Source organism: Lysobacter sp. H21R4, assembly GCF_015277535.1.
Lineage (GTDB): Bacteria > Pseudomonadota > Gammaproteobacteria > Xanthomonadales > Xanthomonadaceae > Novilysobacter > Novilysobacter ciconiae.
In genome coordinates this window covers 262,156-288,245 of record NZ_CP063772.1, presented here as the reverse complement: position 1 = coordinate 288,245, position 26,090 = coordinate 262,156, and the positions used below count along the sequence as shown (strand labels likewise).

General features: G+C 69.1%; 17 protein-coding genes and 1 pseudogene. 7 read left to right on the top strand and 11 right to left on the bottom strand.

Features of this window, described 5'->3' with window-relative positions; translation table 11 throughout:
- Positions 1–26: 26 nt before the first annotated feature.
- Positions 27–1,766: pseudogene (locus INQ40_RS01235) on the bottom strand (S8 family peptidase); the annotation flags it as partial.
- A 458-nt stretch (positions 1,767–2,224) separates the two neighbouring features.
- Between INQ40_RS01235 and INQ40_RS01230 the strand changes: the two are divergent.
- Both INQ40_RS01230 and INQ40_RS01225 read left to right on the top strand, forming a co-directional pair.
- Positions 2,225–5,140 carry a winged helix-turn-helix domain-containing protein gene (locus INQ40_RS01230; RefSeq protein WP_194341138.1) on the top strand — a complete coding sequence of 972 codons (2,916 nt, stop codon included), beginning with the start codon at positions 2,225–2,227 and terminating at the stop codon, positions 5,138–5,140.
- 125 nt (positions 5,141–5,265) lie between these two features.
- Positions 5,266–8,730 (top strand): PAS domain-containing hybrid sensor histidine kinase/response regulator, encoded by a 3,465-nt coding sequence (locus INQ40_RS01225; RefSeq protein ID WP_194341136.1) that lies wholly within the window; start codon positions 5,266–5,268, stop codon positions 8,728–8,730.
- A gap of 9 nt (positions 8,731–8,739) precedes the next feature.
- Here the strand turns inward: INQ40_RS01225 and INQ40_RS01220 are convergent, their stop codons facing one another.
- Positions 8,740–9,405: a response regulator transcription factor gene (locus INQ40_RS01220; protein WP_194341134.1), complete on the bottom strand. Its 666-nt coding sequence runs from the start codon at positions 9,403–9,405 to the stop codon at positions 8,740–8,742.
- A gap of 77 nt (positions 9,406–9,482) precedes the next feature.
- On the bottom strand, positions 9,483–11,432 hold the full coding sequence (gene acs, locus INQ40_RS01215; protein ID WP_194342349.1) for an acetate--CoA ligase: 1,950 nt from the start codon (positions 11,430–11,432) through the stop codon (positions 9,483–9,485).
- Between the two features lie 180 nt (positions 11,433–11,612).
- Here acs and INQ40_RS01210 point away from each other — a divergent pair, with 180 nt between their 5' ends.
- Complete coding sequence (locus INQ40_RS01210; RefSeq protein WP_228482070.1) at positions 11,613–13,019, top strand: DcaP family trimeric outer membrane transporter; 1,407 nt, start codon at positions 11,613–11,615, stop codon at positions 13,017–13,019.
- A gap of 556 nt (positions 13,020–13,575) precedes the next feature.
- On the opposite strand, the gene INQ40_RS01205 is transcribed toward INQ40_RS01210, so the two are convergent.
- From INQ40_RS01205 to INQ40_RS01185, 5 genes are all read right to left on the bottom strand, one after another.
- The gene (locus INQ40_RS01205; protein WP_194341132.1) at positions 13,576–14,019 is read right to left on the bottom strand and encodes a universal stress protein; all 444 of its coding nucleotides are present in this window, start codon (positions 14,017–14,019) and stop codon (positions 13,576–13,578) included.
- A gap of 45 nt (positions 14,020–14,064) precedes the next feature.
- Positions 14,065–15,690: a cation acetate symporter gene (locus tag INQ40_RS01200; protein WP_345776545.1), complete on the bottom strand. Its 1,626-nt coding sequence runs from the start codon at positions 15,688–15,690 to the stop codon at positions 14,065–14,067.
- A gap of 41 nt (positions 15,691–15,731) precedes the next feature.
- Positions 15,732–16,043: a DUF485 domain-containing protein gene (locus INQ40_RS01195; RefSeq protein ID WP_194341131.1), complete on the bottom strand. Its 312-nt coding sequence runs from the start codon at positions 16,041–16,043 to the stop codon at positions 15,732–15,734.
- Positions 16,044–16,169: 126 nt separating this feature from the next.
- On the bottom strand, positions 16,170–16,526 hold the full coding sequence (locus tag INQ40_RS01190) for an EF-hand domain-containing protein (RefSeq protein ID WP_194342346.1): 357 nt from the start codon (positions 16,524–16,526) through the stop codon (positions 16,170–16,172).
- A gap of 20 nt (positions 16,527–16,546) precedes the next feature.
- A complete protein-coding gene (locus INQ40_RS01185; protein WP_194341128.1) occupies positions 16,547–17,731 on the bottom strand; it encodes a fatty acid desaturase in 1,185 nt (394 codons plus the stop codon).
- Between the two features lie 218 nt (positions 17,732–17,949).
- On the opposite strand from INQ40_RS01185, the gene mutM reads away from it, so the two are divergent.
- From mutM to INQ40_RS01170, 3 genes are all read left to right on the top strand, one after another.
- A complete protein-coding gene (mutM, locus tag INQ40_RS01180; protein WP_194341126.1) occupies positions 17,950–18,762 on the top strand; it encodes a bifunctional DNA-formamidopyrimidine glycosylase/DNA-(apurinic or apyrimidinic site) lyase in 813 nt (270 codons plus the stop codon).
- 86 nt (positions 18,763–18,848) lie between these two features.
- A complete protein-coding gene (locus INQ40_RS01175; protein WP_194341124.1) occupies positions 18,849–19,421 on the top strand; it encodes an ECF-type sigma factor in 573 nt (190 codons plus the stop codon).
- 44 nt (positions 19,422–19,465) lie between these two features.
- Positions 19,466–21,400: a serine/threonine-protein kinase gene (locus INQ40_RS01170; protein WP_194341122.1), complete on the top strand. Its 1,935-nt coding sequence runs from the start codon at positions 19,466–19,468 to the stop codon at positions 21,398–21,400.
- On the opposite strand, the gene INQ40_RS01165 is transcribed toward INQ40_RS01170, so the two are convergent.
- Both INQ40_RS01165 and INQ40_RS01160 read right to left on the bottom strand, forming a co-directional pair.
- Entirely contained in the window at positions 21,298–21,933 is a 636-nt protein-coding gene (locus INQ40_RS01165) for a thymidine kinase (RefSeq protein WP_194341120.1), read from the bottom strand. The two genes, INQ40_RS01170 and INQ40_RS01165, sit on opposite strands and share 103 nt — an antisense overlap.
- A gap of 17 nt (positions 21,934–21,950) precedes the next feature.
- The gene (locus INQ40_RS01160; RefSeq protein ID WP_194341119.1) at positions 21,951–22,673 is read right to left on the bottom strand and encodes a sel1 repeat family protein; all 723 of its coding nucleotides are present in this window, start codon (positions 22,671–22,673) and stop codon (positions 21,951–21,953) included.
- A 105-nt stretch (positions 22,674–22,778) separates the two neighbouring features.
- Between INQ40_RS01160 and INQ40_RS01155 the strand changes: the two genes are divergently transcribed.
- The gene (locus INQ40_RS01155) at positions 22,779–24,758 is read left to right on the top strand and encodes a UvrD-helicase domain-containing protein (RefSeq protein WP_194341117.1); all 1,980 of its coding nucleotides are present in this window, start codon (positions 22,779–22,781) and stop codon (positions 24,756–24,758) included.
- A gap of 39 nt (positions 24,759–24,797) precedes the next feature.
- On the opposite strand, the gene INQ40_RS01150 is transcribed toward INQ40_RS01155, so the two are convergent.
- Positions 24,798–26,012 carry an FAD-dependent oxidoreductase gene (locus tag INQ40_RS01150; RefSeq protein WP_194341115.1) on the bottom strand — a complete coding sequence of 405 codons (1,215 nt, stop codon included), beginning with the start codon at positions 26,010–26,012 and terminating at the stop codon, positions 24,798–24,800.
- Positions 26,013–26,090 lie beyond the last annotated feature (78 nt).

The window sequence follows — 26,090 nt, the reverse complement described above, 5'->3', positions numbered from 1 at the left end:
TCGTTGCCGCCGCCGCTGCCGGTGTCGTAGTTGGCGACCAGGCTGACGCCGCTGAACGCCTGGTAGGCCTTGAGCCGGACATGGTAGGTGCCGGCGGTGGGGCTGGCGAAGGTGCAGGTCTCGGTATTGCCACTCAGCCACGGACGGCAGTCGTAGGAGCTGTCGGTCGGGGCCGTGCCGCGCTTGACGTACATATCCGCATCACCGCTGCCGCCAGACATCTTGAAGCTCAGGTTGGTCGCGCCCGCCGGCACCTGGAAGGTGTAGTTCACCGTCGCCCCGGTGGCCGCCGACAGGCCCGTTACCGGCGTGCCCTTGGTCAAGGTGCCGCCGACCGGATCCGGATCGGGCGGATTGCCACCGCCGCCGCCCATCGCGTCGACCGCGGCTTTGGCGTCCACGATGCCGTTGCCGATCGCCTTGTCGATGCTGACCGGGAACGGGCGCAGGGTGGACTTGAGCGCCGCCTCGATCTGCGCCGGGGTCTTGACCCCGCCGTTGGCCGCGGCTGCGGACTGCATCAATGCAACGACGCCGGCCACGTGCGGGGCGGCCATCGAGGTGCCCGACATCGTCCCGTAGCCCTCGGTGGAGGGTGCGTTGGTGCCGTTGTTGATGGTGGAGGCGATGTCGCTGCCCGGCGCCGCCACGTCGATCAACGGGCCGTAGTTGGAGAAGCTGGAGCGCGCGCCGGTCCGGGTGGTGGACGCCACCGCGATGACGTTGTTGCAGTTGGCCGGATTGAATCCGGAGGTGTTGGCGTTGCTGTTGCCGGCCGCCACCACCACGGTGGTGCCGCGCGACACCGCGCCGTTGATCGCGCTCTGGGTGGTGCTGCTGCACGAACCGCTGCCACCCAGGCTCATGTTGATCACTTCGGCCGGGTTGCTGTTGGCCGGCACGCCGCTGACGCTGCCACCGGAGGCCCAGATGATGCCGTCGGCGATATCGGAGGTGTAACCGCCGCCCCGGCCGAGCACGCGCACCGGCTGGATCTTCGCGTTGTAGGCGACGCCGGCCACGCCCTTGTTGTTGTTGGTCACCGCCGCGATGGTGCCGGCGACGTGGGTGCCGTGCCAGCTGGAGTTGTAGCCGCCGCTGTAGTCGCCCGGATCGCTGGGATCGCTGTCGCGGCCGTCGCCGTCGCCTGCGATCCCCGCGTCGGAGATCATGTCGTAGCCGGCGACCACGTTGCCATTCAGATCGCTGTGGTTGGTGATGCCGGTGTCCAGCACGGCGACCACGATGCCCGAGCCGGTGCTGACGTCCCAGGCCTTGTCGGCGCGGATGCCGCCGGCGGCTTCGTAGTAGTGCCACTGGTTGTTGGCGTAGAGGCTGTCGTTGGGGGTGAAGGCCGGCTGCAGCAGTTGGTCGACCTCCACGTACTCGACGTTCGGATCGGCGGCGATCTGGCGCATCAACGCGGCGGCTTCGACACGGTCAAGCTTGCGGTCGGTGCGGACCACGTCCGCACCGGTGGCGATGCGGCGCACCTGGTGGAGTGCCAGCGCGTTGCCCGTGCGCGCGGTCCTGGCCACGCGGTCCAGGGAGGACTGGACCTTGGCCAGGTTGGCCTGCGGTTCGCTGCCCTCGCGGTACTTGACGATGAAGCGATCGGTCGGCTGGCCGTCCTGCAGGGTGGCCAGGTTGGCGACCCCCGCATCGGCTGCAACGGCCGGCGCGGCAAATGCAGCGGAAGAAAGGGCGACGGCGGTTGCGGCTGCGAGGAGGCTTTGGCGCAGGCGCTTATCGGTGGTTCTGGACATGAGATTGTTACCCCGGTTGGTGTGGCGCAAGCAGTTGTGGAGAATCCACGGATCTGGTCGTGTCCGGATTGCATCGCGGTCATGACCGGTCGGCGTCGAGACGGAAGTGGCTTCCAATGTCAGCGATGCCTTCGTAGCTCGCCGCCGGCTCCCTGTCGCGCCCTTCGGTCCTGGCGCCCCATGCGGCAAAGCACACGACAGATGTAGGCCATTTGACCCGGCTGGACATGCGTGTAAATCTCAATTTGTTCTCAACGGACGCAAAAATTGGGCAGCAAGTCGCAAATAACGTCAGAAACTGACCAACTCGGCTGTGTATAACTTGGCTCCTGACATCCGGGCGGGGATACGGGTGCGCAGCGGCGAGCGCTCTACTTGGCATTGAACGGAAGCAGATCCCGGGACAGGTGCAATCCATGACCATGGCGGACAGGCTGCCTTGGCCCAGCGATACAGGAATGCTCCAGGTCGCCGACCTGCAGCTTGACCTGCGCTATCGCCACATCATCACGCCCGAGCAGACCGCCGAACTGCCCCAGCGCGTGTTTGACGTGCTGTTGATCCTGCTGTCGCAGCCGCATGTGCTGCATTCGCGCAGCGCGCTGCTGGAGCAGGTGTGGTCCGGGGTCGTGGTCGAGGACGCCAACCTGTCGCAGGCGATATGGACCCTGCGCAAGGCGCTGGGCCCGACGCGCAAGCCATGGATACGAACGGTCGCAAAAGGCGGCTACGTGTTCGATCCCCCCGCGCTGGTACAGGCGATACCCATTGAAAACCTGGCGACCGACACCCTGCCCGCGCCGCCGGTGCCCGCCAGCACGCCCACCACCTCGGTCGTGGAGGCTCCCGTTGGGCCGGCACCGACTCCGCTTGCTGCCGAAGCACCCGGCTTCGCATCCGGGCCGCGGCCCAGCCATGCCGCCACCGGTGGAGTGCACGCTGCGCGGCCCCGGCCCCGCATCCCGCTGGGCTGGCTCGCCATTGCCAGCGCCGCCGGACTGATGCTGCTGGTCGCGCTGCTGGCCCTGGCGCGCCTGGGCGGTCAACCCACGCAACTGCCGCCGCGGCAGCCGGTGGCCGTCGCGCTGATGGAGGTGGGCAACGGCGAAGACAGCGATGCCCGCTGGCCGGCGACGGTGCTGCACGCCTGGCTGGAGTGGAAATTGAACGCGCTGCCCGAGGTGACCTTGCTGACAGAGGCCCATCTGGCCGCGGATGCGACTCAGAACTCGCCCCAGGTGGTGCTGCTGAGCGCGGGAAAATCCGCCGACCAGCCCGAGGAGCGTTTCATCCGCGCGCGCTTCGACGCTCCCGGCGGGACCCGCCAGCTGGAGTTGCGCGGCAGTGCCGCACAGATGCCCGGGCTCATCGATACGCTGTCGCGTCAGGTGCTGGAAGAACTGGTGCCGGCGCGGCGTGACGATCCCTGGCCCAGCCTGGAGATGGGTGAGCCGGCGATGCGCAGCTACGCCGCGGCTTACCAGGCCTACAGTTCCCGCGACATGGCGAGCGCCGCCGCCGGGTTGGCGGCCGTGCTGCAGCAGGCACCGCAGTTCGGCCTGGCGCATCTGCAGATGGCCATGGCCCAGTACCGTCTGGGCCAGGCGCGATTGGCCATGGAGCACGTGGCCCATGCCGAACGGCTGCTGACGCCGGTCTCCGCGGACGTCGCCAGCGTGCTGGCTGCCGCGGCGCTGTCGGTGGACCCGCAACGCGCCAACGAGACGGCCGCGGCGTACGCCGAACTGGCCGCCCGCTACCCGCAGCGGATCTCGTTCCGGCTGGAGCAGGCGTGGCATGAAATGCGCGGCGGCGACCCGGACGCCGCGCTGTTGGCACTGGAGGGAACGCAGTGGCAACGACAACCGTTGGGCGTCCAGATCCAGTGGCGCCTCACCCTGGCGGAGATCGAAGGGGTGCGCCTGGACAGCGATGCGGTGCTGGAGCACGCCACCCAGGCGGCCCAGCTGGCGCGCGACGCCGGCAAGGGTTGGGAGCGCGAGCTGGCGGCCGCCACACTGCTGCAGGCCCGCGTCCACGCGTTCCAGCGCGGCCCCGAGGCCGGCCAGGAAGGCTTCGCCGAAGCCGCGCGACTGTTCGCCTCGGTCGGTGCAGAAATCGACGCCCTGCACGCCCGCGTGTCCGGCGAGCTGATGCTGCCCACCGCGGGCCGCTCCAAGGAGCTCGATACCCTGCTGGCGCACGCACGCGCCGGCGGCTACCGCAATCTGGAGATCCAGCTGCTGCGGGGCGTCGCCTTCCAGCAACGCAGCGCCGGCAATCTGGGCGAGTACCGCCGCCGGTTGAAGGACGCGCTGGCGATTGCCGAAAGCGTCGGCGATGTCTCCGCGCAGCAGGAGCTGCAGGTCGACCTGCTCAACGAGGACCTGCTGCTGGGCCGGTTCGAGCGCGCCACCGAGCGCATCCGGCAGATCCGCGCCGGTCCGCTCACCGGCGACACGGCGACCTGGCTGGACCAGTTTGAAGGCTTCGTACACGGCATCCGCGGCGACTATCCGGCGGCCAGCCAGGCACTCGACCAGACCGTGGACCGCCTCGCCCGCGAGGGCGACCCGCCGCTGCCGGCCGATGCGCTGGCGCGCCTGGCCTGCGCGCGCGCCGAGCTCTTGCTGACCCAGGGCCGCCTGCAGGACGCCCGCGCGCGCCGCGCGCAGTGCGCCGACACGCGGCAGGCGTATCTGGGCAACTACGCGCTGACCGTAGGCGCGATGATCGACCTGATGGCCGGCGATGCCGGCAACGCGGCACCCGCGCTGCAGGAGCGGGTCAGCGACATCCAGGCGATGCCGCCCTCCCCGGAGCGCTGGGCCGCGGCGCTGTGGACGGCCTACCTGCTGGCACGCGCCGAGGACCTGGACACCGCGCACACGCTGTACACCCAAACCCTCGCGGCGCTGCAGGACACCGGCTACGAATGGCTGATCGCCGATGCGGAGATCGGCCTGGCGGAAATTGCCGTCGCCCGCGGGCACTTCAGTGAAGCGACCCGGTTGTCGGCAGCTGCGCGCGAACGCCTTCCCGGCGCCTCGTGGCAGCAATTCCACCGTCTCGACCAGATCGGCGTGGTGGTCGTATTCGCCAATGGCCAGAACGACGAGGCGCAATCACGCCTTATCGCAAGCGACGCGCGCGCCCACGAGGTCGGCGACATCAAGGCCCAGTTGGAGCTGCACAGCCTGATGGACGCACTCGGCCCGTATCTGCGCCCGGGGGCGCGCGGCTGCGATCCGGCTGCGCGCAACGCGCTGCTTGCCGGCACCGGCATGCGCGGCGCCAACCTGGACTGGATGCTGCGCGATCTACCGCTTCCGGACGCGCAGCTGGCGATGACCGCCTGGCGTACCGACCACTGACGTCGCTGCCCGGTGGCCGAGCCTCGCGCGCAGCACCGCGCGCCGTCCTACACTCGGCGTTCGACGGCCCTGGTTTGACGGCCCTGGTTTGACGGCCCTGGTTCGCGGCCTGGAGGCGCGCTCGGGTGATTCCTGGCTGGATCCTGTTACTGGTGTCGGTGTCCTACGTGGGCATGCTGTTCCTGGTCGCCTACTACGGCGACCGCAGGCAGCACGCGCCGACCCGGGCGTGGCTGCGCCCGGCCGTTTATGCCCTCGCGCTGGCGGTGTACTGCTCGTCGTGGACGTTCTACGGCGCGGTCGGAACGGCGGCGCGCACCGGCCTGGGATTCCTGCCGATCTACCTGGGGCCGTTGCTGCTGCTGATGTTCGGCTGGCGCCTGCTGGAACGGCTGGTGCTGATCTCCGACGAGCAGCGGATCACCTCGATCGCCGACTTCCTCTCCTCGCGCTACGGCCGCGCGCCGGGACTGGCGGCGATGGTTTCCCTGCTGGCGCTGATCGCCGCGATTCCGTATGTGGCGCTGCAGTTCAAGGCGGTCGCCGACAGCATCCAGGTGTTGGCCGGCGTGCCGGCCAGCGCGAACCTGCTCGCCGATCCGGCGCTGTATACCGCGCTGTTGCTGGCGGTGTTCTCGATCCTGTTCGGCACCCGCCAGATAGACGCCACCGAGCACCACCGCGGCATGGTGCTGGCGATCGCGCTGGAGTCGCTGGTCAAACTGGTCGCTTTCGTCGCCATCGGTGTGTTCGCGCTCATGCACCTGCCCGGCATCGGCGGTTTCGGCGACCGTATTGTCCAGGCCGCCGATGAGGTGACCCGGCCCGGCCTGCCGGTCGGCTTCGTCGCCCAGACGCTGCTCGCGTTCACCGCGCTGGTGTGCCTGCCACGGCAGTTCCACGTCGCCGTGGTGGAGTGCCAGAACGTCGGCGACCTGCGCGTGGCGCGCTGGTTCTTCGGCGGCTACTTGGTGATCATCAGCGCGATGGTGGTGCCCATCACCCTGGCCGGGCAGGCGGTGCTGGGTGGCAGCGGCATCTCCCCCGACACCTACGTGCTCGCCCTGCCGCTGGCGCTGGACCAGAGTGCGCTGGCGCTGGTGGTCTACATCGGCGGCTTCTCGGCGGCGACCGGCATGGTCATCGTCACCAGCGTGGCGTTGGCGACGATGGTCAGCAACGACCTGATCGTCCCGGCCTTGCTGCGCACCGGGGCGCTGCGCCGGACCGGGCCGGGCATCGAGCAGCGCGTGCTGTGGGTGCGCCGGGCGACGATCCTTGCCCTGGCGCTGATGGCCTACGCCTACGCGCGCGGTTCCGGCGGCAGTGGGCTGGCGCAACACGGCCTGCTCGCCTTTGCCGCGGTCGCCCAGTTCGCGCCGGCGCTGATCGGCGGCCTGTACTGGCGCGGGGCCAGCCGGGCGGGCGCGCTGGCCGGCATCGGCGCCGGCGGCGCGCTGTGGATTTACACACTGATGCTGCCCACCCTCGCCCACGGCGGCTGGATCAATGCGCAATGGGTGGATGTGGGCCCGTTCGGGATCACCTGGCTGCAGCCCGAGCAGCTGTTCGGCCTGGTCGGCTGGGATCCGCTGACCCACGGCGTGTTCTGGTCATTGCTGTTCAACATTAGCGCGTTTGTCTACGCCTCGGTGCGCAGCCGGCCGCGCCTGAACGAGCAGTTGCGGGCGGCGCCGTTCCTGGATCCGTACGCGCAGCGCCCGCCACTGAGTCCCGGCGGCTGGGCCGGCAGCGTGCGCGGCGGCGACCTGCTGGCGCTGGCCGAACGCATCGTCGGCGAGCGTCGTGCCCGGCGCGCGTTCGAGGACTACGCCCGCCAGCAGGGCCAACCCTGGAAGGGCGATCGCCCGGCCGATCGCGCATTGGCCCAGTTCACCGAGCGCCTGCTCGCCGCGGCGATCGGCTCGGCCTCGGCGCGGTTGACCCTGACCACGGCTTTGCGCGGCTCGGGCATGGAGCTGGGCGAGGTGGTCGCCCTGCTGGACGAGGCCAACCAGGAACTGCGCTTCAACCGCCAGATACTCGCCACGACGCTGGAGAACATCAGCCAGGGCGTCAGCGTGGTCGACGCGCGGATGCGGCTGGTGGCCTGGAACCGGCGCTACCAGGAGCTGTTCGACTACCCCGACGGCATGCTCTACGTCGGCCGGCCCGTCGCCGACCTGCTGCGCTGGAACGCCGAGCGCGGTGAGATGGGACCGGGCGACGTGGACGAGCAGGTGCAACGGCGGCTGGACCACCTCAACGCGGGCGCGCCGCACGTGTTCGAGCGCGTGCGCGACAGTGGCCAGGTGATCGAGCTGCACGGACGGCCGCTGGATGGCGGCGGTTACGTGACCAGCTACAGCGACATCACCGAGTACAAACGCGTGGAGCAGGCGTTGCGCGAATCCAACGAGACCCTGGAGCAGCGCGTCGAGCTGCGCACGCGTGAGGCCGAGGACGCCCAGCAGTCGCGGACCCGGTTCCTGGCCGCGGTCAGCCACGACCTGCTGCAACCGCTGAATGCCGCGCGGCTGTTCACCTCGGCCTTGCGCGAAAGCGAGGAGCCGGCCGAGCAGGCGCGTCTGGCCGAGCGGGTGGATGTCTCGCTGCGCGCGGCCGAAGACCTGCTGGACGGCTTGCTGGACATCTCGCGCCTGGACGCGGGCGTGCTGCGCCCGGAGATCGCGGACTTCGACGTCAACGAGCTGTTGCGCGAACTCTCCCACCAGCACTCGGCCATCGCCGCCAGCCGTGGCCTGCAATTGCGGGTGCGCGCTCCCGCAGCGCCGTTGATGGTCCACACCGACCGCCGCCTGCTGCGTCGGGCATTGCAGAATTTCCTCGCCAACGCGTTGCGCTACACCCGCACCGGCGGCGTGCTGATCGCCGCGCGCATGCGCGACGGGGCGGTGGAGCTGCAGGTCTGGGACACCGGGCCGGGCATCTCGCCGCACCACCTGGAGCAGATCTTCGACGAGTTCCGCCGCTTCGATCATCCCGGCCGCGGTGAGCGCGGCCTCGGCCTGGGCCTGTCGATCTGCCAGCGCATCGCGCGCACGCTGGATCATCCCTTGCGTGTTCGCGCGCGGGTCGGTGGCGGCAGCGTGTTCTCCATCACCGTACCGCTTGGCCAGCCGCATACGGCCAACAGTGATGCGCCCAGCGAGCGGATCGCGGACGCCGCCGACTCGCTGGCCGGACTGCGCGTGCTGTGCATCGACAACGACCGCGAGATCCTCGACGGCATGCGCGCGCTGCTGAGCCGCTGGAACGTCATCACCCTGACCGCCGCATCCGCGGACGGTGCAATCGCCCTGCTCGACGCGCTGCCCCTTGCCGACACCCCGGACGTGGCCCTGGTCGACTACCACCTGCACGACCGCCTCGACGGCCTGGGCATCATCGACCTGCTTCGCGAGCGCCTGGGCGACGGGCTGCCGGCCGCGCTGCTGACCGGGGACGGCAGCGACGCGCTCAAGCATGCCGCCCGGGCGCACAGTTGCCTGGTGCTGACCAAGCCGATCAAGCCGGCGTCCTTGCGCGCATTTCTCGCCGCGCAACCGCGCATCCTCGCCAATCCGTAAGCGCGGCCGCTAATCCTCGTCGGGCGGCAACGCGATGCTGCCCGGATCCAGCGCCAGCCGACCGGCGATCAGCACCGCCTGGGTGCGGTTGTTGGCGCCCAGCTTGCGCAGGATCGCGGTGACGTGCGCCTTGATGGTCGCCTCCGAGACGCCCAGCTCGTAGCCGACCTGCTTGTTGAGCAGGCCCGAGCCGATCATCTGCAGCACCCGGAACTGCTGCGGGGTGAGATCGCGCAGGCGGCGGGCGGCGTCGCGCTCCTCCGGGTTGGCCGCCGGGGCATTGAACGCGGCCGGCGGCGCCCAGCGATCGCCGTCGAGCACCGCGGTGATCGCCTCGGCCAGGGTCGCGGCATCGGCGGACTTGGGGATGAAGCCGACCGCCCCGTGGTCCAGCGCGCGGCGCATCACCCCGGGTTCCTCGCGCGCGGAGACCACCACGACCGGCAGCTGCGGATGGATCGAGCGCAGGTGCACCAGCGCGCTGAAGCCCTGCGCGCCGGGCATGTTGAGATCCAGCAGCAGCAGGTCGGCATCGGGCTCCGCATCGACCAGCGTGTAGAGCGCGTCGACACTGTCCGCCTCGTGCAGGCTCGCGCCCGGCATCACCCGCGCGACCACCCCGCGCAGGGCCTCGCGGAACAGTGGGTGATCATCGGCGATCAGCAGGGTGGGCATCGGCGGGCTCCGCCTTTCCCGGTCCGCAAAGGCCGGGCCGGGAAAGGATGTCGTGACGGCAAACGGATGGCCGTGGGTCACTCGGGGATGTAGCGCTCCTTGACCAGCGAATCCACCACCGAAGGATCCGCCAGCGTGCTGGTGTCGCCCAGCTGGTCGGGCGCGTTCTCGGCGATCTTGCGCAGGATCCGCCGCATGATCTTGCCCGAGCGGGTCTTGGGCAGGCCGGGCGCCCACTGCAGGTGGTCGATCGAGGCGATGGGGCCGATCTCGGCGCGCACGTGGCGGATCAGCTCGACCCGCAGCTCGTCGCTGGCCACCTCGCCGGCGATCAGGGTCACGTAGACGTAGATGCCCTGGCCCTTCAGGTCATGCGGGAAACCGACCACTGCGGCCTCGGCGACCTTGTCGTGCGAGACCAGCGCGCTCTCCACCTCGGCGGTGCCGATGCGGTGCCCGCTGACATTGATCACGTCGTCCACGCGGCCGGTGATCCAGTAGTCGCCGTCGGCATCGCGGCGGCAGCCGTCACCGGTGAAGTAGGTGCCCGGGTAGGTCTTGAAATAGGTGTCGATGAAGCGCTGGTGGTCCCCGTAGATGCTGCGCGATTGGCTCGGCCAGGAGTCGGTGATCACCAGGTTGCCCGAGCCCTCGCCTTCGATGAAGTTGCCGTTGGTGTCGACGATCGCGGGCTTGACGCCGAAGAACGGGTTGGTCGCGCAGCCCGGCTTGAGGTCGGTCGTGCCGGGCAGCGGCGAGATCAGGATGCCGCCGTTCTCGGTCTGCCACCAGGTATCGACGATCGGGCAACGGCCCTCGCCGACCACGTCGTGGTACCAGCGCCAGGCCTCGGGGTTGATCGGCTCGCCGACGCTGCCCAGCAGGCGCAGGGACTTGCGCGAGGTCGCCTTCACCGGCCCCTCGCCTTCGCGCATCAGCGCGCGGATCGCGGTCGGCGCGGTGTAGAACGTGGTGACCTGGTGCTTGTCGACCACCTGCCAGAAGCGCGACATGTCGGGGTAGTTGGGCACGCCCTCGAAGATCAGCGAAGTCGCGCCATTGGCCAGCGGGCCGTAGACGATGTAGCTGTGACCGGTGACCCAGCCGACGTCGGCGGTGCACCAGTACACGTCGTCCTCGCGCAGATCGAAGATGGTCTCGTGGGTGTAGCTGACATAGACCAGATAGCCGCCGGTGGTGTGCAGCACGCCCTTGGGTTTGCCGGTGCTGCCGGAGGTGTAGAGGATGAACAGCGGGTCCTCCGCGTTCATGCGTTCCGGCTCGCAGGCCTCCGGCTGCCCGTCGACCACGGCGTCGTACCAGCGGTCGCGCGGCATCTGCATGTCGACCGCAGCGCCGGTGTGGCGCACCACCAGCACGGTCTCCACGGTGTTGGTGCCGGGCAGCTTCAGCGCCGCATCGACGTTGACCTTCAGCTTCACCTTGCGGCCACCGCGCAGGCCCTCGTCGGCGGTGATGATCAGCTTGCTGCCGCTGTCGGAGACGCGGTCGGCGATCGAGTTGGCCGCAAAACCGCCAAACACCACCATGTGCACCGCGCCGATGCGCGCGCACGCGAGCATCGCGATTGCCGCCTCGGGGATCATCGGCAGGTAGATGGTGACCCGGTCGCCCTTGCCGATACCCAGCGCGCGCAGCGCATTGGCCAGCTTGCACACGCGCTGGTGCAACTCGCGGTAGCTGATCCGCTCGGCCGGCGTGTCGGGGCTGTCGGGCTCGAAGATGAGCGCGGTCTTGTCACCGCGGCTCTCCAGGTGCCGGTCCAGGCAGTTCACGCTGACGTTGAGCTCGCCGTCCTCGTACCAGCGGATGCGGAAGTCGGCCAGGTCGAAGCTGGTGTTCTTGATCTTCGTGGGCGTCTTCATCCACTCCAGGCGCTCGGCCACGCCGGCCCAGAACCCGTCCGGATCGTCCAGCGACTGCTTGTACAGCGCCTGGTACTGCTCCCGATTGACGCGCGTATTGGCAGCGAAATCGGCCGGCACTGGGTAGATGTCCCGGGGCATGTTCATGGGCGTGGCCTCCTGAGCGGTTTGTCCCTGTCGAGTGTGCCGCATCCAGTCACGGCGCGGTTTAGACCTTGGTCTAGGCACGCGTGAATGCGCACGTTTTACGCATACCCTCCAAAACAGGTGGCCGGCAGCCCGTCGGCAACCCGTCACCTGGCGGAAGCCGTGGAGGGAAACATGCCCCGATCCAACCGCGCCGGCACCACCGGCGCATCGACGCAATGGCATCGCCGGCCGCTGGCCGCCGCGATGCTGCTTGCCTTGCTTGCTCCCGGCGTGGCGCTGGCGCAGACCGACCGCGAGCAGGCACTGGAGGCCCGCGTGGCCGAGCTGGAGCGGCTGGTCGAGCAGATGCTGGCGCAGCAGCCACTCGCCGATGCCGGCACCACCGGGCCGCGCACGGCGCCGGTACCGGCAACCCAAACGGTCGCCACCACGCCCCCGGCCAAGTCCGCGCAGACCGCCGCCATCCAGACCACCACGATCACCCCGCAGGCCAACCCCGGCACCCGCTTCACCGTCGGCGGCATGATTCGCGTCGACGCGATGTCGACCAGCACCAGCGACGGCGAACTCGCCAAGAGCACCGCCGGCCGCGATTTCTACGTGCCGGGCGCGATCCCGGTCGGCGGCGATGGCGGAGACGCCTATCTCGACAGCCACGTCAAATTCTCGCGCCTGTGGTTCGACGCCAGCACCGAGCTCGATTCGGGCGACAAGCTGGGCGCGCGCTTCGAGCTGGATTTCTTCGGCGGCTCGCTGGGCAACACGGCGGCAACCAACACCTATGGCGCTACCCTCCGCCACGCCTACCTGACATGGAACCGGCTGCTGGTCGGCCAGACCTGGTCCAACTTCATGGACACCGCGGCCCTGCTCGACTCGGTCGACTTCGTCGGCCCCACCGATGCGGTGGTGTTCGTGCGCCAGCCGCAGATCCGCTACACCAGCGGTCCCTTCAGCGTGTCGCTGGAAAACCCGGAGACCACGGTGCAGCCCTTTGGCGGCGGTCCGCGCGTGATCAGCGGAGACAACAGCGTGCCCGACCTGATCGCCCGATACACCGGCAAGGGCGACTGGGGCCACTTCAGCGTGGCCGGCATGGCGCGGCAGCTCAGGCACGAGCCGGTCGCTGGCAGCGCCGAGAGCAGCACCGGCTTCGCCGCCTCCGTCGGCGGGCTGGTCAAGCTCGGCGAGCGCACCGATTTGCGCTACCAGGCCACCGGCGGCGAAGGTTTCGGGCGTTACATCGGCCTGGCCACCGTGCAGCAGGACGCGATGGTCGACGCCAGCGGCAAACTCGACGCGCTCGGCGGCTGGTCGGCGTATGCCGGTCTGCGCCATGCGTTCAGCCCGCAGCTTCGCGGCAACCTCTACTACGCGCGCTCGCAGTGGGACAACCGGACCGACCTGACAGGGCTGGGGGTCACCCGGCGGGTGCACTCCGCACACGCCAACCTGATCTGGTCGCCGGTGCCCAAGCTCGATCTGGGCATCGAGGCGATCTGGGGTGAGCGCACGCTGGAATCCGGTACGGACGGCGAGCTGGTCCGCCTGCACACGCTGGCCCGCTACACCTTTTGACCCTGCCGGCTGAGCTGCTGGAGTGCACGAGCGGCCGGGCCCACGCGAGTGGGACCGGTTTTTTGGTGCTCTGGTTTTTCAGTGAGCCGGAACGTCGCGACGGACTGCGGCGATGCCGGGACGGGTGGGCCTGCCGTTGAGGGCGAATGTCCCCCGGCAACGGCCTGCGGCCATCGCCTCCTCCTTTATTTCGCCCTCAACGGCAAGCCCACCCGTCTTGTGGGGTACGCCGCGGCCGTGGTGAACGCCCGACTTTCAGCGGATGGAGGTCCCCCACCCGTCAAGCCGGTCGTGGTCGGGAGGTCTTCGCAGCGAAGTAAAGGGAGGAGGCCTCCGCCGGCAGGCGGAGGCCGGGGGACATGAGCGGCGAAGACCTGCCGGCCGCGGCGGGCGGGACGACGGGGCCCCACACGCCCATCGTGGTCGGGAGGTCTTCGCAGCGAAGTAAAGGAGGAGGCTTCCGCCGGCAGGCGGAGGCCGGGGGACATGAGCAGCGAAGACCTCCCGGCCGCGGCGGCGCCCTCACGGTCCAACGGTCCCGCCCCCGCGCAAACCCTCAGCGCACCACCAACACCGGAATGGTGCTGTGGGCAATCACCGCATTCGTCTGACTGCCGATCAGCAACCGGTTCAAACCGCGGCGCCCATGGCTCGCCATGACGATCAGATCCGCATCGATCCCGGCGGCGGTTTCCAGGATCGCATCGGCGGGGTAGCGCTCGGCGACGTAGACCGACTCGTGGCGCACACCGAGCTTGTCTGCGCGCGCGGCGGCGGCCGCCAGCACCTCGTTGGCCTGGTTGGTGACGTGGGTCCGGTACTCCTGCAGCATGCTCGCCGAGCCGCCCCACACCACCCCCGCGTCCGCCGGTGTCCAGCGCTCGGACGCGGTGACGATGGTCACCTGCGCGCCCAATGCCGCCGCCAGCTCCAGGCCCTGCTCCAGTCCCTTGCCCGCCAGCTCCGAGCCGTCGGTCGCAATCACTATGTGCTTGTACATGGCGTCATCGCTCCTGTGTCTGTGGACCGAGGGTAGCCCCCCGGGTCAGTGGTCGCTCGCCGAGGAGGCGCCGATGCCCGTCTCGCTGCGCACGCGCAGCGCATCGAAGGCGGCGCGTTCGCGATCCGCGCGCGGGCTGCGGTCCAGCACCGAGAACAGCCAGATCGCGATGAACGCCAGCGGGATCGACAGGATGCCGGGGTTCGGGAAGGGCACGATCGGCTCCGCGAAGCCGAACACGTCCACCCACACGGTCTTGCTCAGGGTCACCCACGCCGTCGCCACCACCAGGCCGATGAATCCGCCGATCGTCGCGCCCATCGTCGTGCAGCCACGCCAGGCGATCGACAGCACCAGCACCGGGAAGTTGGCACTGGCCGCGATCGCGAAGGCCAGGCCGACCATGAAGGCGACGTTCTGGTTCTCGAACACGATGCCCAGCAGGATCGCGATCACGCCCAAGGTCACCGTGGAGATGCGCGAGATCTTCATCTGCTGCTTCTCCGTCGCCCGGCCGCGGGCAAACACGTTGGCGTAGAGATCATGCGAGATCGCCGCCGCACCGGCCAGGGTCAACCCGGCCACCACCGCCACGATGGTGGCGAAGGTCACCGCCGCCAGGAAGCCCAGCAACAGGCTGCCACCGACCGCGTTGGCCAGGTGCACCGCCACCATGTTGGTCCCGCCGACCAGCCCGTTGATGATGTCGATGCTGCCGTCGGGATTGGCGTTGAAGTACTCCGGGTGCTGGTACAGCAGGGCGATGCCGCCGAAACCGATGATGAAGGTCAGCAGGTAGAAGTAGCCGATGAACGAGCTGGCGTAGATCACCGAGCGGCGCGCTTCCTTCGCGTTGGGCACGGTGAAGAAGCGCATCAGGATATGCGGCAGCCCGGCGGTGCCGAAGGCCAGCGCGAGTCCCAGCGAGAGCGCGTTGAGCGGGTTGGCACTGACCTGCGAACCGGGCGCCATGATCGCCAGCCCGTTGGGGTGGATGCGCACCGCCTCGGCCAGCATCGCGTCGGGATTGAAGCTGAAGGCCTTCAACACCAGAAACGCCATCAGCGTGGCGCCGATCAGCATCAGCACCGCCTTGATGATCTGCACCCAGGTGGTCGCGGTCATGCCGCCGAACGCCACGTACATGATCATCAGCACGCCGACGATGGACACCGCCAGTTCGTAGCGGATGCCGAACAGCAGCACGATGAGTTTGCCGGCGCCGACCATCTGCGCGATCAGGTAGAGCGCGATCACCAGCAAGGACGCGCTCGCCGCCAGCACGCGCAACGGCGTTTCCGACAGCCGGTAGGAGGTCACGTCGGCGAAGTTGTAGCGACCCAGGTTGCGCAGCCGCTCGGCGATCAGGAACATCACCACCGGCCAGCCGAACAGGAAGCCGATCGCGTAGATCATGCCGTCAAAACCGCTGACGTAGACCATGCCGGCGATGCCCAGGAACGACGCCGCCGACAGGTAATCGCCGGCGATCGCCAGGCCGTTCTGGAAGCCGGTGATGCCGCCCCCGGCAGTATAGAAATCCGAGGTGGTCTTGGTGCGCTTGGCCGCCCACCAGGTGATGAACATCGTGGCGACGATGAACACCAGGAACATGACGATCGCCGAGGTGTTGGCCTGCCCCTTGGTTGCCGCGAAGGCGGGCACCGGCAGGAGGGCCGCGACGGCCGCGGCGCACGGCGCGATGACGGCCCTCACTTCACGTCCCTCACGATGGCGTCGATCAGCGGGTCGTAGTGCTTGTTGGAGATGTGGACGAAGGCGGAAATCATCACCACCGCGCTGATCGCGACGATGATCGCGGTCAGCACGCCCACGCTCATCGTGAAACCGGGCCCGATCGGCCGGGCGAACACGTCCGGCCAATAGGCCAGGGTCAGGATGAAGCCGGCATACACCACCAGCATCAGCAGGAAAAACCACAGGCTGGTACGTCCGCGCCTGCGCGTCAGTTCCCCGTACTTGGGGTGAGCGAGCACCCGTTCGATCACGTTGTTCGCCTGCATCGCACGTCCTCCCAAGTGATGGCCGCACCCCTGAGCAGGGTGGTTGTCATCGAAATGTAGGAGCTACCCGCCGGAGCGGACACACGACCTTGGTAGTAGACGCCCGCACGCGTCCGGTCGCGACGCCTATTGCGGCGGTGCGGCCAGCTCTCTGGCGCTGAGGAATCCGTCGCGGTTGGCGTCCTGCCGGCGGAAACGCGCGGTCAGGCGCGCGAGGTGCTCGCTGCGGGTGATCGCCTTGCCCTTCCCGCCCGGCTGCTCGGCCGGGTCGAGCACGCCGTCGCCGTTGGCATCCATGGCATCGAAGGCGTAGCTCATCCAGGCCAGGTACTCCTCCAGCGAGACCCGGCCATCGCCGTTGGTGTCCATGCGCTGGAGGTAGTCGCCGGTCGTCTCGACCCGCGACTGGGCGGAGGCCGGCGCCGACAGCGTGGCAAGCGCCGCCAGGCCGGTCACCAGCCAGACGGCCGTCATCACACGCAGCCGATGACGGCCCGCGGCGGTCACGCCTGCGCCGGCACCAGGGTGTAGCCCTTCAGGCGCGCGGAGAACTGCTGCAGCGCATGATTGCCGGTGGCCTCGGCCTCCACGCACCAGTCGTGCAGCTTCTGCAGCGTGGCCTGCGCGTCGTTGGAGCGCTCGTCGAGCACCTGCTGCAGGCGCTGGCGATACTCGGCCAGCGTCGCCATGTGCGGGCGGTCCGCCAGCCAGGCCTGCAGGCGGGCGCGTTTCTCGTCGTCCAGCCAGCGGCCGCCGTCGGCCAGGCCCTTGCGCAGCTTGCGCGGCAGTTTCTCGTCATTGGCCCGCAATGCCGGCAGGGTGACCTTGCGGTAATAGTCGGTCATCGCCTGGAAGCGGATCGCCAGCAGGGCCTTGAGTGTTTCCCGGTCCGGCATGCTGATGTTGGGCCGCACGTCCAGCGTCGGCGCGACCCGCAGCACCTTGGCCAGGCCAACGCGCTGCAGCGCCTGGATCACCGTCCAGCCGATGTCGAACTCGAACTTGCGCAGCGCGAACTTGGCCGAGCTGGGGAACGCGTGGTGGTTGTTGTGCAGTTCCTCACCGCCGATCCAGAACGCCCACGGCGTGATGTTGGTCGCCTTGTCGGTGGTCTCGAAGTTGCGGTAGCCCCACCAGTGGCCGATGCCGTTGACCACGCCCGCGGCCCAGAACGGGATCCACAGCATCTGGATCGCCCAGACCGCCACGCCGGCAAACCCGAACAAGCCGAAGTTGATGAACAGCAGCAGGGTCGGGCCGAGGGTGGCATGCGGGGTGTACACATGGCGCTCGATCCAGTCGTCCGGGCAGCCCTTGCCGTACTTCTCGATCGACGCGCGGTCGCTACGGGCCTCGCGGTAAAGCTCCACGCCGCGCCAGAACACGTTGCCGATGCCCTTGGTCACCGGACTGTGCGGGTCTTCCTCGGTCTCGCAGGTGGCGTGGTGCTTGCGGTGGATCGCCACCCACTCGCGGGTGATCATCGACGTGGTCAGCCAGGTCCAGAAACGGAAGAAGTGGTTGATCACCGGGTGGAATTCGACGCCGCGGTGGGTCATCGAGCGGTGCAGGTAGAGGGTGACGGCAAAGATCGTCAACTGGGTGACCACCAGCACGTAGACGGCGAGCGCACCCCAACTGGGTTGCAGCACGCCACCGGCGAGGAAGTCGAGCAAAGAAGCGGGCATTTCATGACTCCGGGGAAGGGCGCCGGGCGCGTGCCCGGATCAATCCGGCGAGGTTTGCACGCCGGAACCATTGATGATGACACGCCAGTGCACAACTGTGCATCGGGACCATTCAGCTGAATCCGCGGGGGCCGCGATGCGCACCCGCGCCACCGTGAACCGTTCAGCGCAGCGACGGTCCGGGCGTTCCGAAGTCCGGCGCGCCGTAGACTGTGCGCATGCCCGAGCTGCCCGAAGTCGAGACCACCCGCGCCGCCCTCGCGCCCCACCTGACCGGCCGCACGGTCATCGCCGCGACCCTGCGTCGGACCGACCTGCGGTGGCCGATCGCCGCTGAAATCGGCACGCTTCTGCCCGGCCAACGGATCCTCGGGGTGCGTCGCCGGGCGAAGTACCTCCTGCTGGATACGGCCGTGGGCAGCGCGCTGCTGCATCTGGGCATGTCCGGCAGCCTTCGGGTGATCCCGGCGCACACGCCGCCGCGCCCGCACGACCACGTCGACCTGCTCCTGGACAACGAGCGCGTGCTGCGGATGCACGACCCGCGCCGTTTCGGCAGCGTGCTGTGGCAGGCGCCCGGCGGCGTCCATCCCCTGCTGGCGTCGCTCGGGCCGGAACCGCTGTCGGACGCGTTCACCGGCGACTATCTGTACGCCCTGGGCCGCGGACGCCGCGCCCCGGTGAAGACCTTCCTGATGGACCAGGCGGTTGTGGTCGGGGTCGGCAACATCTACGCCGCCGAGGCCCTGTTCGCAGCCGGGATCTCGCCGTTGCGGGCCGCCGGGCGGATCTCGCGCGAGCGCTATCGCCTGCTGGCCGGGGAAATCCGCCGCGTCCTGGAGGCCGCCATCGCGCAGGGGGGCACGACGCTGCGCGACTTCATCAGTCCAGACGGCAACACCGGCTATTTCGTCCAGCAGCTGTCGGTCTATGGCCAGGGCGGCGCACCATGCGCGAGCTGTGGCCGTGCCCTGAAACAGGCGTCCATCGGCCAGCGCACCAGCGTGTGGTGCAGCAACTGCCAACGCTGAACCTGCCGCCGCCGCGGCCGCTTGTACAATTTCCGTGACATGTGTCACAACGCGCTATATTCAACGTCACAAGGAAGGGACGTGCTATGGCTGACAGCGGCGATATTACCCAGCTTCTGCAAGCGGCCCGTGGGGGCGGTCGCGGGGCACTCGACGAGGTGCTTTCCGCGCTCTATCACGAGCTGCACGGCATGGCCCGGCGCCAGTTGGCGGAGCAGCGCGGCCACACCCTCAACGCCACCGCGCTGGTGCACGAGGCCTATCTGAAACTCTGGGGCAAGCGCGAAGCCCAGTTTGACGATCGTGCGCACTTCTTCGCCTACGCGGCCACCGCGATGCGCTCGGTGGTGGTCGACTACGCCCGGCAACGGCTGGCGCAGAAACGCGGCGGCGACCTGCACCGGGTAACCGACCTGCCCGAAGACCTGGAAGGCGGCTTGCGCCTGGATGACGACATGCTCGCGCTGGACGTGGCCCTGACCCGACTGGGACAGGTCGACCCGAAACTGGCGCAACTGGTCGAGCTGCGCTATTTCGGCGGACTCTCGGAGCCGGAAATCTCCGCGGTGATGGACCGCTCCGAGCGCAGCATCCGGCGCGACTGGCAGAAGGCACGGGTGTTCCTGCTGGCATCGCTGCGCGACGCGCCGCAAGCCTGAGCAGCTGACTCGCCCGGGGCGCGACGCACAACACGGAAGGACGCATGGACCCAGCACGCTGGCAACGGATGTCCCCCCTGCTCGACGAGCTGTTCGGGCTGGACCCGGGCGCCCGCGAGCGCCGCCTGCACCGCGTGCGCGCTGAGGACCCGGGACTCGCCGACGAGCTGGCGGCGCTGATCGCGCTGGACGAGGACGAGAGCTTCCTCGCCGAGCCGGCGCTCAAGCCCAGCCAGCTGGTGATGCCCGGGCGGCAGGTCGGGCCGTACCGGCTGGAGCACCTGCTCGGAGAAGGCGGGATGGGGCAGGTCTGGCTCGCCTCGCGCGCCGACGGGCTCTACCAGCGCCGCGTGGGCCTGAAACTGCTGCGCCCGGGCCTGGTGGACACCAACCTGCGCCTGCGCTTCAGCCGCGAGCGGCAGATCCTCGCCCGGCTGGCCCACCCGCACATCGCCCGCCTGCTCGATGCCGGCATCAGCAGCGAAGGCCTGCCCTACCTGGCGCTGGAATACATCGACGGCATACCGATCACCGACTACTGCCGCGAGCACGACACCCCGCTGGCCACGCGCCTGCACATGTTCGAGCAGGTCTGCGCGGCGGTCAGCCACGCCCACGCCAACCTGATCGTCCACCGCGACCTGAAGCCCTCCAACATCCTGGTGACGCCCGGCGGCGACGTCCGCCTGCTCGATTTCGGCATCGCCAAACTGCTCGACAGCGACAACGGCCCGGAGCGCACCCGCACCGATGCGCGCGCCTTCACCCTGCACTACGCGGCGCCCGAGCAGATCCGCGGCGAGCCGGTCACCACCATGACCGACGTCTATTCGCTGGGCGTGGTGCTGTACGAATTGCTGGTCGATGCCAAGCCCTATCGGCCCGTGCGCGGCAGCGACGCGGCATGGGAGGAATCCATCCTGATGCACGACCCGGTGCGGCCGTCGCAGGCGCTGCTGCAACCCGTCGGCGCGACCGTCCCGGAACCGGCGCACGACCCGCTGGCCTTGCGCCGGCGCGCGCGGCTGCTGGCCGGGGATCTGGACAACATCGTCCTCAAGGCGCTGTCCAAACCGCCGGAGCAGCGCTATCCCTCGGTGGAGGCGCTGGCGCAGGACCTGTTGCGCTACGCCAGCGGCCGGCCGGTGCGCGCACGGGCGCAGAGCTGGCGCTACCGGATGGGCAAGTTCGTCGGCCGGCACCGCTGGCCGCTGGCGACCGGCACGCTGACCACCGCGGTGCTCACGGTCGCGTTGCTGATGGGCATGGTCCAGTCCCGCCAGGCCGTCGCGGAAGCGGCGCGCGCGCAGGCCATCCAGGCGTTCATGATCGGGGTCCTGGAGAGCGCCGGGGATACCCGCGACGGTCAACCGATGGACATGCGCACCCTGCTGATGACCGCCGTGGCGCGCGGCGAGCGCGAGTTGGCCGACCAGCCGGTCGCCCTGGCCGAGGTGCTCGGCGTGGTCGCCGGCCTGCACATCGGCCAGGGCGAGCCTGAGCAGGCGCGGCGTCTGCTGGACCGCCAGGCACGCCTGCTGGCCGACGTGGACCCTGTTCCGGAACAACTGCGCCTGGACTCGCTGATCCAGCGCGGCCGGGTGGCGGAGCTGCTTGGCGATCCGGCCGGGTGCATCCAAGTGATGCGGCCGGGACTGGCGCGCATCGCCCAGCATCCGCTGTCATCGCCGCTGCCGACCGCGGCGTTCCGGGCGCAGCTTTCGCGCTGCCGGGTCGCCCGCGCCCGCGTCCAGCGCTCCGAACCCATCTTCCGGCGCGTCGGCGCGATCCACGCGAGCGACGGTATACCGACTGGCCGGGGGGACGCCCTGCAGCGGCTGACCGCCCTTCTGCACGGCCCCGCGGCTGAGCCGTGTCAGTCCGTTGCCGGCGGCAGGGACAGCGGGGGCTGCATCGGATCGATCGACCCCTCGCCGCGGACCACCTTCTTGTATTCGGCGCGCGAGACCGACAGGTAGCGCTCGTTGCCGCCGATCTCGACCTGCGGCCCGTCGCGCACCGCGCGGCCCTGCGCATCCACGCGCACGGTCATCGTCGCCTTGCTGCCGCTGTGGCAGATCGTCTTGATCTCGCTGATCTCATCGGCCCAGGCCAGCAGGTACTGGCTGCCCTCGAACAGCTCGCCACGAAAGTCCGTCCGTAGCCCGTAGCACAGCACCGGGATACCGAAGGCGTCCACCACCTCGCTCAGCTGCCAGACTTGCGGCTTGTGCAGGAACTGCGCCTCGTCCACCAGCACGCAGTGCAGCTCGCCGTTGGCGGCGACGTCGGCCGCGACCAGCGACTGCAGGTCCTGCGCGGGAGTGAACGTGGTCGCCGCAGCGCTCAGTCCGATACGCGAGGCCACCGTGCCGCTGCCGGCGCGGCTGTCCAGCTGCGGCGCCAGGATCAGCACCCGCATCCCGCGCTCGCGGTAGTTGTGCGCCGATTGCAGCAGGTTGGTGGTCTTGCCGGCGTTCATCGCCGAATAGTAGAAATAGAGCTTCGCCATGCCGGCATTTTAGGCGATCAGGACCCGGGTTCCCGCCTGGGCAGCACCTCGGTTTCGCCCACGTTGACCGTGCCCACGCGCGGGTTCATCCAGATGCTGTCCTGCCACCCGGCGTACTGCTTCGGATCCCAGTAGCGCTCGTCGTGGAATTGGGAGCCGTCGATGTTGATCGACTCCCCGGCCGGACCGGTGGTGACGATCTTCAGCGAGCCGACAAACCCGGTGCGGCTGCCGGTGACTTGGCTGCGCGCGCGGCGCAGCACCGCGGCCATCCGCGGCTGGGCGACTGCATCGCCGTAGCGCGCGTAGACCGCCTGGCCTTCGGCCACCGCGCGATCACGCTCGGCCTGGTCCAGCTGCGCCCAGTACTGCTCGCGGAAGCGCAGGAAACCGCGGTAGCCGCGCTCGGCGGCCAGGTCCATCCATGCGTAGGCCAGTGGCCGGTCCACCTCGGTGCCGCGGCCCTGCCAGAGCATCTCGCCGACCATCGCCTGGGAGGCTTTGTCGGCGTATAGGCTGGCGCGACGGAAGTACGCCAGCGCGTCCTGCAGGCGGCCGTCATCGAGCGCCTTCTGGCCCTCGATGCGGTAGTTCAGGTCGGGGTGGCCGGCCAGGAAGCCCGCGGAAAGCATCACCGGATCGTCCAGCGGATCCTCCACCGGCGGCGCCGCAACGGCGGTGAAAGCAAGTGCGAACAGTGTCGATGCCAGCAGTGCGCGCAACAGCAGCCGAGGGAGCATCCGTGATCCTTGAGCCATGACAGCCGGTGAGAGAGCCGACAAAGGTAGTCGTCGGCGGGGCCGGGGTAAACTGCCCGGCCGCTCCATCGCGTGACTGCAGTCCCCATGCACGGCCTCAACCCTCCCCAACGCGCCGCCGTCGAACACGTCGAAGGCCCCCTGCTGGTGCTCGCCGGTGCCGGCAGCGGCAAGACCCGGGTGATCGTGGAGAAGATCGCCCACCTGATCGCGTCGGGCCGCATGCCGGCGCGGCGCATCGCGGCGATCACCTTCACCAACAAGTCGGCCAAGGAGATGCGCGAACGCGTCGCCAAGCGCATCCGCGGCGACGGCGCGGAGGGGCTGACGATCTCCACCTTCCACGCCCTGGGCCTGCGCTTTTTGCAGATCGAACACGCCAAGCTCGGCCTGCGCCGCGGCTTCTCGATCTTCGACAGCGACGACAGCGGCGCGCAGATCAAGGACCTGCTGGGCGTGGGCACCAAGCCGGACGTGCTGGACGGCATGCGCAACCTGATCTCGCGGGCCAAGAACGCCGGCCTGTCGCCCGAGCAGGCGATGGCCGAGGCCCGCAGCGCGCGCGAAGTGGAGGCGGCCACCGTCTACGCGCTCTACCAGGCGCGCCTGACCACCTTCAATGCGGTCGACTTCGATGACCTGATCCGCCTGCCGGTGCAGTTGCTGGAGTCCGACGAGGAGTGCGCGCTGGCCTGGCGCGAGCGCATCGGCTACCTCTTGGTGGACGAGTGCCAGGACACCAACGACGCCCAGTACCGCCTGCTCAAGTCGCTGGCCGGGCCGAGCGGGCTGTTCACCGTGGTGGGTGACGACGACCAGTCCATCTACGCCTGGCGCGGCGCCAATCCCGACAACCTGTTGTCGCTGGAGACCGACTACCCGAGCCTGCGGGTGATCAAGCTGGAGCAGAACTACCGCTGCTCCAACCGCGTGCTGCGCGCGGCCAACGCGCTGATTGCCAACAACCCGCACACCCACCTCAAGACGCTGTGGAGCGAGCAGGCCGACGGCGAGCGCATACGCATCTGGGAATGCCGCGACAGTGCGCATGAGGCGGAAAAGGTCGCCGCCGAGATCCAGTTCACCGCGACCGCCCGGCAGGCGCCGTGGAGCGATTTCTGCATCCTGTTCCGCGGCAATTTCCAGTCGCGCGCGCTGGAGAAGGCGCTGCAGCAGGTCGGCGTGCCCTACCACCTGACCGGCGGCACCGCCTTCCTGGAGCGCGGCGAGGTCAAGGACGCGATGTCCTGGCTGCGCCTGATCGCCAATCCCGACGACGATGCCGCCTTCCTGCGTGCGGTGACCTCGCCCAAGCGCGAGGTCGGCGCGACCACGCTGGCGCGACTGGCCGAACTGGCCCAGCGTGCCGGCATGCCGATGTCGCGCGCCGCCGAGTCGGTCGGCGCGCTGCAGCAGCTGCCGCCGCGTGCCGGCAACGCGCTGAACACCTTTGTCGGCATCGTCCGCGGCCTGCGCGAGGACGCCCGCAAGCTGCCGCCGTCCGAGCTGGTGCGCGTGCTGGCGGAGAAATCCGGGCTGCTGCTGGCGATCCGCGCCCAGTGCAAGGACGAGGCGTCCTTCCAGCGCCGCAAGGCCAATCTGGAAGAGCTGGCGGGCTGGTTTGATGGCGGCAGAGGCGCAGGGCCGGGCGAGCTGGCGGCCCAACTGGCCCTGCTGTCACACGCCGACAAGGGGGACGCAGGCAACCAGGTGCGGCTGATGAGCCTGCACGGTGCCAAGGGCCTGGAGTTCCGCTACGTGTTCATCGTCGGCGTCGAGGATGGCACCCTGCCCCACGATGCCGCTCTGGATGAAGGCAGCCTGGAGGAGGAACGTCGGCTGCTGTACGTCGGCATCACCCGGGCCAAGGAACGGCTGTGGCTGTCGTACTCGAAGAAGGCGCAGAAGTGGGGCGACACGATCCGCCTCAAGCCAAGCCGCTTCCTCGACGAACTGCCGGTGGCCGAGGTCCAGCGCGACGGCGCCGACCCGGTTGCCGACGCCGCGCACAAGCAGGAGCGTGCGGCGGCGGGACTGGCGGCGATCCGGGCGTTGCTGGACAGCTGAGCCAAGCGCGACGGCAGTGTCCTGGACCGGCGCGTTCGGTCAGGTGTTCAAGCGATCGAAGGTGAACAGCGGCGCCAGGCGGTGCGGTTTGCCCTCCACCATCGCCCGCAACAGCCCCGCGCCCAGCATCGAGTAGGTGATGCCGTTGCCGCCGTAGGCCATGGCGAACAGCATCCGCGGCCCGGTCGCCGGGTGCGGTCCGAAGTACGGCAGGCCGTCGCTGGTCTCGGCGAACGTCCCGGCCCATGAGAACGTCGGGGTGATGTCGAGGTGCGGAAACAACTTCTGCGCTTTCTTCGCCAGTGAGCGCGCCTTGCGGTCGACCATCGCATCGCGGCGTCGCGGGATGTCCACGCGATCGTCCTCCCCGCCGACCAGCAGACGGTTGTCCGAGGTCGTGCGCAGGTAGAGGTAGGGCCGCGCGGTTTCCCACATCATCGTCGTGGACAGCGCGCCCAGGTCATCGCGGCTGATCGGATCGGTGACGAATGCGTAGCTGCTGCGGTTGCTGGCGACGTTGCTGGGAAGGAAGTTCTCGCCCTCGTAGCCCGCCGCCACGATCACGTGGCCCGCGATCAGGCATGCGCCGTTCTCCAGCGCGAGCTCCACCGATCGCGGTCGCGTGACCACGCTGGCCACGCGGGTCCGGTCGTGCACGCCCACGCCGCGCTTCTGCAGCCGGGTGAGCAGGCCGTAGGTGAGCCGGTAGGGATCCACGCTGGCGGCCGGGCGGTTGAGGATCGCCGCCGGCGCGGGGATGCCGAAGCGTTCCTTGATCTCACCCGACTCCAGCCAACGGACATCGAACCCGTGCCGGCGGCGCAGCGCGTACTCCTCGCGCAGCTGTCCCGTGTCACGTGCCCGGCTGGCGTAGTACAGGCTGTCGCAACGTTCAAAGCCCGTGTCGCCCAGACCATTGGCGACCTCCTCGAGCATGCCGATCGCGTCGACGCACGCGCGGTAGGCCAGCACCGCGCTGTCCTCGCCCAACGTCGTGCTGAGCTCGGTCAGGTGGGTGTCGATCTCGTATTGCAGCAAGGCCGTGCTCGCCGCCGTGCTGCCCCAGCCGATATCGCGCTGTTCGACCAGCACCACCTCGTGACCGGCGGCGGAAAGCGTATCGGCGATCAATGCGCCGCTGATGCCACCGCCGATGATGGCGACATCGCAACGGGTATCGCTTTGCAGCGGCTCAAAGGCATGCATCAGGCCGTTCTTGACCGCCCAGAACGGGTAGCCGCTTTTCAGATCCATGGGGTCTTCCGTTGAGAGTCGTGTCAGGCGCGGGTAGCGAAGTTACCCCAGCCGCGCTGGAGTCATTACGGTGCGCAG

Coding starts and splice junctions, on each gene's coding strand:
- INQ40_RS01160 (WP_194341119.1), bottom strand. CDS start 22,673: ATGCTCCCTCGGCTGCTGTTGCGCGCACTGCTGGCATCGACACTGTTC.
- INQ40_RS01165 (WP_194341120.1), bottom strand. CDS start 21,933: ATGGCGAAGCTCTATTTCTACTATTCGGCGATGAACGCCGGCAAGACC.
- INQ40_RS01150 (WP_194341115.1), bottom strand. CDS start 26,012: ATGGATCTGAAAAGCGGCTACCCGTTCTGGGCGGTCAAGAACGGCCTG.
- INQ40_RS01155 (WP_194341117.1), top strand. CDS start 22,779: ATGCACGGCCTCAACCCTCCCCAACGCGCCGCCGTCGAACACGTCGAA.
- mutM (WP_194341126.1), top strand. CDS start 17,950: ATGCCCGAGCTGCCCGAAGTCGAGACCACCCGCGCCGCCCTCGCGCCC.
- acs (WP_194342349.1), bottom strand. CDS start 11,432: ATGCCCCGGGACATCTACCCAGTGCCGGCCGATTTCGCTGCCAATACG.
- INQ40_RS01195 (WP_194341131.1), bottom strand. CDS start 16,043: ATGCAGGCGAACAACGTGATCGAACGGGTGCTCGCTCACCCCAAGTAC.
- INQ40_RS01175 (WP_194341124.1), top strand. CDS start 18,849: ATGGCTGACAGCGGCGATATTACCCAGCTTCTGCAAGCGGCCCGTGGG.
- INQ40_RS01170 (WP_194341122.1), top strand. CDS start 19,466: ATGGACCCAGCACGCTGGCAACGGATGTCCCCCCTGCTCGACGAGCTG.
- INQ40_RS01230 (WP_194341138.1), top strand. CDS start 2,225: ATGCTCCAGGTCGCCGACCTGCAGCTTGACCTGCGCTATCGCCACATC.
- INQ40_RS01205 (WP_194341132.1), bottom strand. CDS start 14,019: ATGTACAAGCACATAGTGATTGCGACCGACGGCTCGGAGCTGGCGGGC.
- INQ40_RS01220 (WP_194341134.1), bottom strand. CDS start 9,405: ATGCCCACCCTGCTGATCGCCGATGATCACCCACTGTTCCGCGAGGCC.
- INQ40_RS01210 (WP_228482070.1), top strand. CDS start 11,613: ATGCCCCGATCCAACCGCGCCGGCACCACCGGCGCATCGACGCAATGG.
- INQ40_RS01185 (WP_194341128.1), bottom strand. CDS start 17,731: ATGCCCGCTTCTTTGCTCGACTTCCTCGCCGGTGGCGTGCTGCAACCC.